The sequence below is a fragment of the Sandarakinorhabdus sp. genome (assembly GCF_041689835.1).
Taxonomy (GTDB): Bacteria; Pseudomonadota; Alphaproteobacteria; order Sphingomonadales; family Sphingomonadaceae; genus Sandarakinorhabdus.
Window position 1 is genome coordinate 1 of record NZ_JBDNFM010000134.1, and the last position, 8,579, is coordinate 8,579.

Sequence of the window (8,579 nt, forward strand, 5' to 3'; positions counted from 1 at the left end):
CTTGTACTCGGCAACAGCCATGTACTTCTGGTCTGGCGACATTTCTTGACTGGTCTGCTTCCATGCAGAACGTCCGCATGCGCTCAAGAATAAGGCTATCAGAACTAGAGTGGGAAAGGGTCGCATTCGGCGATGTTAGCCGAAGCGCAAACGACCGCAATCGGGTATGGTGCGACTGAAGGCCAACGTCCGCAACTGGGCGGAAGCTGTCGTTCGCCGCAGCCTCAAGGGATGGCAACAATGTCCCAAAATCGGTCATTCGACACTTAAGTTTGAGGCGGCAGCTTTCCACCCCAAGTCTGCCATCAAGCGCTGACCGAAAACAAACGGGGGCAGGGTCTGCGACCCTGCCCGCCGGAGGCTATTCTGCCTTTTTCACTTTCGCCTCATCCTCCCGCTCCCGGTGGAAGATATGCGTTGCCATCATCGCGCCCATCACCGGCGCCACCAGGTTGAGCACCGGCACGGCGAACAGACCGGCTGTGCCGATGCCGATACCCCAGCTGTCCCATTTGTGCTGCCCCGGCCAGGCGCGGGATTCGCCGAGGGGGACGTGGCGGGCGGCGACGGCTTCGAGAGTTTCGCGGCCCAGGGCCCAGCCGTTGGCGATGATGAACAGGATCAGCGGGCCGATGCCGGTTACGAGCAGCAGGAGGTAGGCTGGCAGCAGCGCCATGTTGATCAGCGCCACGCGGATCGCGGCGCGGCCGCCCATGGCGAGTTCAACGCCCAGGCCCAGCGCGTGGCCTTTGGCGTTCGGGTAATAGCGGGTTTCGACGGCGACGATGATCTCGTCTTGCCACATTGCCGTCACGGCCGTCGCGATGCTGGTGAAGCCCAGCCAGGTGAGCAGCATGGAAAGCAGGAAGGCCGCGGCATCGCCGGCGCCGGCCGCCCACAGGCGCCGCAGCCAGCCGGGCCAGCCACTGGTTTCGATTGCGTCCACCCCGGTGACGATCGCCCAGGCCAGCCCGGCAAACAGCACCAGCGTGAGCAGCAGCGCGCGCAGCAGGATCCGGCGGATGGCCGGGTCCCACAATTGCGCAAAGCTGAGGATGAAGGCGGCGGGCACCGCTGCACGCTAGGGGGTGGGCAGGGGCGGGGCAAGCGGCTAAGGCAGCGCCAGTTGTTTCAGGAGCCTTTGATGCCGCAATTCGACATTCTCGCCATGGGCAACGCCATTGTTGACGTGATCAGCAGTGAGACCCCGGATTTCCTGAGCAGCCGCAACATCGCGCATGGCTGCATGCGCCTGATCGATGCCGGTGAAGGCGAGGCGCTGTACGCTGCCATGGGGCGCGGCAGGGATCGGGGCCGCGAAATTAGTGGTGGTTCGGCGGCCAATTCGGTGGTGGGATCGGCGATGCTGGGTGCGCGCAGTGCCTTTGTCGGGCGCGTTGCGGCGGACCAACTGGGGCAAGTGTTCACGCGCGATATTCGCGCCGCTGGCGTGCATTTCGCCACCGCGCCGGCCACGGGCGGGCCGCCGACGGGCCGCTGCCTGATCGTGGTGACGCCTGATGGGGAGCGCACGATGAACACTTATCTGGGCGCGTGCCAGGAACTGGATGCCAGCGATCTGGATGCTGAACTGGTGGCGGCATCGGGCATCTTGTATCTGGAAGGCTATCTGTGGGATCCGGCCGGGCCGCGTGCTGCCATGCAGGCCGCCATCAAGGTGGCGCGCGAGGCGGGCAACAAGGTGGCGTTCACCCTTTCAGATGTGTTTTGCGTGGAGGGCCACCGGGCTGATTTCCGCGATCTGCTGTCCAGCCATGTCGATATCATGTTCGGCAACGAGAACGAGGTGAAGGCGCTGTATCAGACGGACGATATCGATGCCGCGATGGCCGAGCTGGCGAGGCATGCCTGCATCACGGTCGTTACCCGCAGCGAGAAGGGCGCTGTCGTGATCGGCGGCGGTCAGCGGTATGACGTGGCAGGCGAAAAAGTTGCCAAGGTGGTGGATACCACGGGTGCGGGCGATCTGTTTGCCGGCGGCTTCATGGCGGGGCTGGTGCAGGGCCGCAGCCTGCCCGATTGTGCGCGCATCGGGTGCATTGCGGCGGCTGAAGTGATCAGCCATTTTGGCGCGCGTCCCGAAGCGGATTTGCAAGCGCTGGTGGCGGCGAAGCTGGGCTAGAATCTGACGGTGAAGCGGGTGCCGACGCCCCGGCTGAATTCGACAGTGCCGCCTAGGCTGTGGGCCAGGGCTTGGATGAGGCTCATGCCCAGACTGTCCTTGCCGGCCGTTTCGATGCTGAAATCCGCGGCGAGGCCTTTGCCTTTGTCGGCGACAGTCAGCACCCGGCAGCCGCCGGCCTTGACCAGTTCGACCCGAACCGTGCCGCCGCCCGGACCATAAGCGTGCTTGGCCGCATTGGTGACCAGTTCGGTCACCAGCAGCGCAAATGACGCCGCGTCATCGGGTGATGCTTCGATGTCTTCGACGTGGCAGCCAATGTCGATGTGGTCGAGCTGGTCACCCAGTGTGCGGCACAGGTCGGAGAGCAGCATGCCAAGATCGATCATGTCGTTGCTGGCTTCGCGCCACAGCAGGTCGTGGGTGCGCGCGACGGCGATCACCCGATCCGACGCATCACCAAGGGCGTCGGCCTCTCGGGCGGTCTGGCTCGATTTGGCGCGCAGCGTGAGGATGCCCGACAGGATTGCGAGGCTGTTCTTCACGCGGTGGCTGGCCTCCTGAACCAGAACCTTCTGATATTTTAGGGCTTTCGACAGACGGTCTTCGGCGGCCTGACGGTTGAGCGCGACGCCGACGAAATTGGCCAGGCCTTGCAGAAACGCCAGATCGGCCGCTTCGAATTCGCCGCCAGACGAGCTATCCACCTCAAGTACGCCCCAGCGGCCGCCTTCGTAGGTGATGAGCACGTTGATCGCGCGCTTGACGCCGTGTTCGACCATGAGCTGCGGGGTGCGAAACTGGTCTTCGCCCTCCAGATGATTGGAAATCACTGGCGAACCTGTGTGGAAGGCATAGCCGGCCGGCGATTCAAGATCGGTGCCGAACGTCGCTGTGCCGACGACGCCCGCGCGCCAGCCGATACCGGCGCGGACAAGAAGGTCGTTTTCGGCGGAGCGGTATTCCAGAATTTTCGAAAGGTTGGCGCGCATGCCGATGGCGGCGGTTTTGGCGGCCTGATCGAGCAGATCGGAAACACTGGCCGATTTCAGCGCTTCCATGCCGAAATTGGACAGTGCCGCCTGTTGTTCGAGCCGGTAACCAAGCACCGATCCGGTGCCGACCGCATCGACGGCCTGGGCAAAGGATTCCTGATTGGTCCGCTGGACGTCGGCCGTTTCGACCAGTTCCGCGCCCTTGGTTTCCAGATCGATCTTTCTGCGGGACATCAAGCTGGGGTCTCTGAGTGGCGGTAGCAGCTTAACATTTGCTTCGGGGTGAGCCAAGGCAGTCGCCGGATTCAACCCAAAGTGAGCTCCGGGTAGGTTTCACATGGTCTGCCCGAAGGCGCAACGATCGGAAATCCCCCCCCCGGCAGGTTTCGTGGCTGACGGGGGAGAGGGGATTGCGGATCAGGCGTCCTTGCCGCCCGGGGTGTGGATTCCCGGCAGCGGCGGCACGCCCTGAGGCGGCACGCCCTGATCAAGTTCGCCCACCACGGTGATGCCGCGCGCCACGTTGGAACGGCTGCGGCCATAAAGGAAGTAGAACACCAGCCCGATCGCGGCCCAGCCGAAGAACACCGCCTGTGCCACCCAGCTGAGAAAGCCGAACAGCAGCAGGCAGCCAGCCGCCGCAAGCGGTGCCACCAGCCAGACGGCCGGGGTGCGGAAGGCGCGTTTGCGGGTGGGGTCGCTGCGGCGCAGCACCATGATTGCCAGGCTGACAAAGAAGAAGGCACACAGCGTGCCGCCGTTCGACACCGAAGCCAGCTGGCCGACCGGGAAGAACGCCGCCGAAACCGCAACGCCGAGGCCGGTGATGATCGTCACCACGTGCGGCGTGCCGTATTTCGGGTGGACCTTGGACAGCGCGGCGGGCAGCAGGCCGTCGCGGCTCATCACGAAGAATACGCGGGTTTGTGCGAACATCATCATGAGGACGACGGACGGCAGCGCAAAGCCGGCGGCCAGGCCGAGCACGTTGCCCACGCCGGGATGGCCGATGGCGCGCAGCACGTGCGCGAGTGCTTCGTTGGAGCAGACCACCGGCAGTGTGGCTTCGGCAAAGGTCTTGCACTGGGCCACCAGTTCGGGCGAGCCGGGCGCCAGGGCTTCACCGTTCGGGCCGAACACCGGCTGCGCGCCAAAGCTGCCGATGACGCCGGTGCCGACCAGCATGTAGAACACGGTGCAGATGGCGAGGCTGGCGATCAACCCGATTGGGATGTTGCGCTGCGGGTTCTTGGTTTCTTCCGCTGCCGTCGAAACCGCGTCGAAGCCCACGAAGGCAAAGAAGATGATCGAAGCCGCCCCGATGGCACCGGTGGCACCCAGCGGCAGGAACGGCGTGAAGTTTTCGGCCGTGGCCGCTGGCACTGCCAGGAAGATGAAGGCCGCCAGTGCCACCACCTTCACGGTGACCAATACGCTGTTGACCGTAGCGCTTTCCTTGGTGCCGAGGACGAGCAGCCAGGTCACCGCCAAGGCAATGACCACAGCCGGCAGATTGATGATGCCGCCCGCATAGGGCCCTGTCACCAGCGCCGGTGGCAGCTGAACCCCGAGGAAATTGTCGAACACGCCCACCATGTAGCCGGACCAGCCGACCGCAACCGCGCTGGCAGCGACCGCATATTCGAGCACCAGTGCCCAGCCGACGATCCAGGCCAGCACTTCGCCGAAGGTGGCATAGCTGTAGGTGTAGGCGCTGCCCGACACCGGCACCATCGCGGCGAGTTCGGCATAGCACAGCGCCGCCAGCCCGCAGACCACGGCGGAAATCACGAAGCTGACAAGCATGCCCGGCCCGGCGAGCTGCGCGGCTTCGGCGGTGAGGACGAAGATGCCGGTGCCGATGATGCCGCCGATGCCCAGCATGGTGAGCTGGAAGGCCCCCAGCGAACGGGTAAGCGATTTCTTTTCAGCCGTCGCCAGGATCGCGTCCAGCGACTTGATGCGCCATTTGCTCAAGCAATATCCCCTTGCCAATCGAGGCCAATCGGTGCCGCGCCTTACCCGACCCCAATCGAGCCGACGCTTTGTCATGACACTGTCATGCCCAGTAACCAGCCGCGCGGTCAAGGTGGCAGGCAAACGAAGGCCCGGCATACCGCCGCACCAAACTGATGTGACATGAATCACAAAAACGGCTGGCGGTTGTGCAAGTCACAGATTATGGTGCTGCCATGACCAGTCTGTCGCCCGGCGAAGCCCAAGCTCTGGCCCGTATCGACGGGCAGCGGACAGCGATGCTGGCCGAGATCGAGGCGTGGGCGGCGATCAATACCGGCAGCCGCAATCTGGCCGGATTGGCGCAGATGGCTGATGTGCTGGAAGCGGCATTTGCGCCCTTGGGCGGCACTGCGGTGCGGGTGGCGCCGGCGCCGGCCAGCCAGATCGATGCCAGCGGCCAGCAGCGCAGCCTGGGCCACGGCGACAATCTGCACATCATCAAGCGCGCCGATGCCCCGGTGCGCGTGCTGTTGACGGGCCATATGGATACGGTGTTTGCCGCCGATAACGCGTTTCAAGCCTGCCGCTGGCTTGATGCCGATACGCTGAATGGCCCCGGCGTTGCCGACATGAAAGGCGGCATCGCGGTGATCAAGGCCGCGCTGGACGTGCTGGAAGCCAGCCCGTTTGCCGATGCCCTGGGCTGGGAAGTGATTCTGAACGCTGATGAAGAAGTTTCCTCCCCCGGCTCGGCGCCGTTGCTCGCCGCCGCCGCGCAGCGCTGCCATCTGGGGCTGACCTTCGAACCGGCGCTGCCCGATGGCACTCTGGCCGGAGCGCGGGCTGGTTCGGGCAATTTTTCCGCGGCGGTGCATGGCCGCGCGGCGCATGCGGGGCGCAATCCAGCCGATGGCCGCAATGCGCTGCTGGCGGCGGCCGATCTGGCGCTGCGGCTGGCGGCACTGGCGGGCGATGATCTGTCGGTGAACCCCGCGAAGATCGACGGCGGCGGGCCGAACAATATCGTGCCCGATATGGCCGTGCTGCGCTGGAACATGCGGCCGCGATCGGGGCAGGCACAGTTGCGCGCCGAAGCCGGCATCAATGATTGCGTCGCAGCGGTGGCGGCGGCGCACGATGTGCATATCCATGTTCATGGCGGCTTTGCGCGGCCGCCCAAGCCGCTTGATGCCAATCAGCAGCGTTTGTTCGATCTGGTCAAATCCTGCGGCGCGTCGCTGGGGCTGGCGATTGGCTGGCGCGACACCGGCGGCGTTTGTGACGGCAATAATCTGGCCGCGACCGGGCTGGCGGTGGTCGATACCATGGGCCCGCGCGGCGGCGCCATTCACAGCAGCGATGAATTTTTGTGTGCCGATTCGCTGGAGGAACGCGCCAGGTTGGCCGCATTGGTGCTGCTGCGCGTGGCGCAGCACGGGTGGCAGCGATGACAGCGTTCGGTATCGCCCCCGGGCAATGGCGCGTGCGGCCGGCCCGCGCCGCTGATCTGCCGGCTGTGCTGGAGCTTGCAAAACTGACCGGCGGCGGCTTTACCAATCTGCCGCCAGACGAAGCCGCGCTCGCCCGCCGCATTGCGTGGTCCGACGCCAGTTTTGCGCGCACCGACGACGTGCCGCACGGTGAGCTGTACCTGCTGTTGCTGGAAGAGGTCGCCACTGGGCGCATCGGCGGCACCGGCATGGTGTTCAGCCGGGTCGGTTCGGAATGGCCGTTTTACAGTTACAAGCTGTGCACCCTCACCCAGACCAGCCGCGAGCTGGCGCGCACGCTGCGCATCCAGTTCCTGTCCCTTACCAGCGATTTTGACGGCGCATCCGAAGTGGGCGGGCTGTTTTTGCATCCCGATCTGCGCACCGGCGGGCTGGGGCGCTTGTTGGCGCGGGCGCGATATCTGTTCATTGCCCAGCACCGGGCGCGTTTTGGTGATCGGCTGATCGCGGAATTGCGCGGCGTGATGGACGCGGATGGCCACTCGCCGTTCTGGGATGCGCTGGGCCGCAAATTCTTCGGGTTGAGCTTTCCCGAAGCCGACGAATTCAACGCCGTGCACGGCAACCAGTTCATCGCCGATCTGATGCCGCGCCACCCGATTTATACCGATCTGCTGACCGATGACGCCCGCGCGGCCATCGGCCAGCCGCACGCTTCGGGCCGCGCGGCGCTGGCGATGCTGCTGTCCGAAGGCTTTGCGTTCGACAATTATGTCGACATCTTCGACGGCGGCCCGACAGTGAACGCCCGCATCGATGATCTGAAAACCATCCGCAGCGCCCGCGAAACCGAAGTGGCCGCGCTGGCCGATGCCATCGACGGGCCGTCGCATCTGGTCGCCGCCGGCACCTTGCACGGCTTCCAGGCGTTTTTGTCGCCGCTTGCCGAAGTTGCAGACTCTGGGGCCTGGGCTCTGCCTGCCGCCATTGCCAATGCGCTGGGCATCGTGCCCGGCACGAGGATCCGCCATGTCGCGTGCTGAGCTTGTGTCCACCAACCCTTGCACAGGCGAAGCGATCTGGACCGGCGAGACGGGCGGGGTTGCCGCTGCCGTGGCCCGCGCCCGTGCTGCGGCGCCGGGCTGGGCACGCACGCCGCTTGATCAGCGTATCGCCATCGCCCGCGCGTTCAAGGCGGCGGTGGAGGCGGATGCCGACGCCTTTGCCCGCCTGATTGCCAGCGAGACCGGCAAGCCGCTGTGGGAAACCCGCACCGAGGTTGCCAGCGTGGCGGCCAAGGTGGAAATTTCGATCACGGCACAGGCGCAGCGCGCTGGTGAGAAAACGGCCGAGGCCGGCGGCGTGCGCCAGCAACTGCGCCACAAGCCGCACGGCGTGCTGGCGGTGCTGGGGCCGTATAATTTCCCCGCGCATCTGCCCAACGGCCATATCGTGCCGGCGCTGCTGGCCGGCAATGCGATCGTGTTCAAGCCATCGGAGCAGACGCCGGCGGTGGCGGATTTCATGGCCCAGCTGTGGGCCAAGGCGGGGCTGCCTGGCGGCGTACTGAACCTTGTGCACGGCGGCGGCGATGTGGGCCGCGAACTGGCAGGCGCGGAGATTGACGGGCTGTTGTTCACCGGTTCGGCGCATGTTGGTGCGGCCCTGGCGCTGCAGTTTGCCGATACGCCGCACCGCATCCTTGCGCTGGAAATGGGCGGCAACAATCCGCTGGTGGCGTGGGATGTGGCCGACGTGGACGCGGCGGCGGCCACGGTGGTGCAATCGGCATTCCTGTCTGCCGGGCAGCGCTGCACCAATGCGCGGCGGCTGATCGTGAAGGCGGGGGATGATCGGCTGATCGAGGCGGTGCTGGCGCTGAGCGACCGGCTGATCGTGGGCGGCGCGTTCGATGAGCCGCAGCCGTTCATGGGCCCGGTGATTTCCAATGCCGCCGCCGACGGGCTGGAACGCGGCTGGGCCGGGTTGCAGGCAGCCGGCGGCAACGTGCTGCGCCCGCTGCTGCGCGGC

The 8,579-nt window shown here is 65.5% G+C and carries 7 protein-coding genes; 4 read left to right on the forward strand and 3 right to left on the reverse strand.

Going from position 1 to position 8,579, the window contains the following annotated elements; genetic code table 11:
* Window positions 1-361: 361 nt before the first annotated feature.
* Window positions 362-1,072: an EI24 domain-containing protein gene (locus ACESL8_RS07315; RefSeq protein ID WP_372917355.1), complete on the reverse strand. Its 711-nt coding sequence runs from the start codon at window positions 1,070-1,072 to the stop codon at window positions 362-364.
* A 72-nt stretch (window positions 1,073-1,144) separates the two neighbouring features.
* Between ACESL8_RS07315 and ACESL8_RS07320 the strand changes: the two genes are divergently transcribed.
* Complete coding sequence (locus ACESL8_RS07320) at window positions 1,145-2,143, forward strand: adenosine kinase (protein WP_372917357.1); 999 nt, start codon at window positions 1,145-1,147, stop codon at window positions 2,141-2,143.
* On the opposite strand, the gene ACESL8_RS07325 is transcribed toward ACESL8_RS07320, so the two are convergent.
* Window positions 2,140-3,372, reverse strand: coding sequence for a sensor histidine kinase (locus tag ACESL8_RS07325; protein ID WP_372917359.1), 1,233 nt, complete (start codon window positions 3,370-3,372; stop codon window positions 2,140-2,142). The two genes, ACESL8_RS07320 and ACESL8_RS07325, sit on opposite strands and share 4 nt — an antisense overlap.
* Window positions 3,373-3,555: 183 nt before the next feature.
* A complete protein-coding gene (locus ACESL8_RS07330) occupies window positions 3,556-5,115 on the reverse strand; it encodes an amino acid permease (protein ID WP_372917361.1) in 1,560 nt (519 codons plus the stop codon).
* 215 nt (window positions 5,116-5,330) lie between these two features.
* Between ACESL8_RS07330 and ACESL8_RS07335 the strand changes: the two genes are divergently transcribed.
* The 3 genes from ACESL8_RS07335 to ACESL8_RS07345 form a co-directional block, all read left to right on the forward strand.
* Window positions 5,331-6,548, forward strand: coding sequence for a hydrolase (locus ACESL8_RS07335; protein WP_372917363.1), 1,218 nt, complete (start codon window positions 5,331-5,333; stop codon window positions 6,546-6,548).
* Window positions 6,545-7,591, forward strand: coding sequence for an arginine N-succinyltransferase (locus ACESL8_RS07340; RefSeq protein WP_372917365.1), 1,047 nt, complete (start codon window positions 6,545-6,547; stop codon window positions 7,589-7,591). Before ACESL8_RS07335 ends, ACESL8_RS07340 begins: the two co-directional genes overlap by 4 nt.
* Window positions 7,578-8,579, forward strand: a 1,002-nt coding sequence (locus tag ACESL8_RS07345; protein WP_372917367.1) for an aldehyde dehydrogenase family protein, incomplete at its 3' end; no start/stop codon positions are given. The genes ACESL8_RS07340 and ACESL8_RS07345, both read left to right, overlap by 14 nt.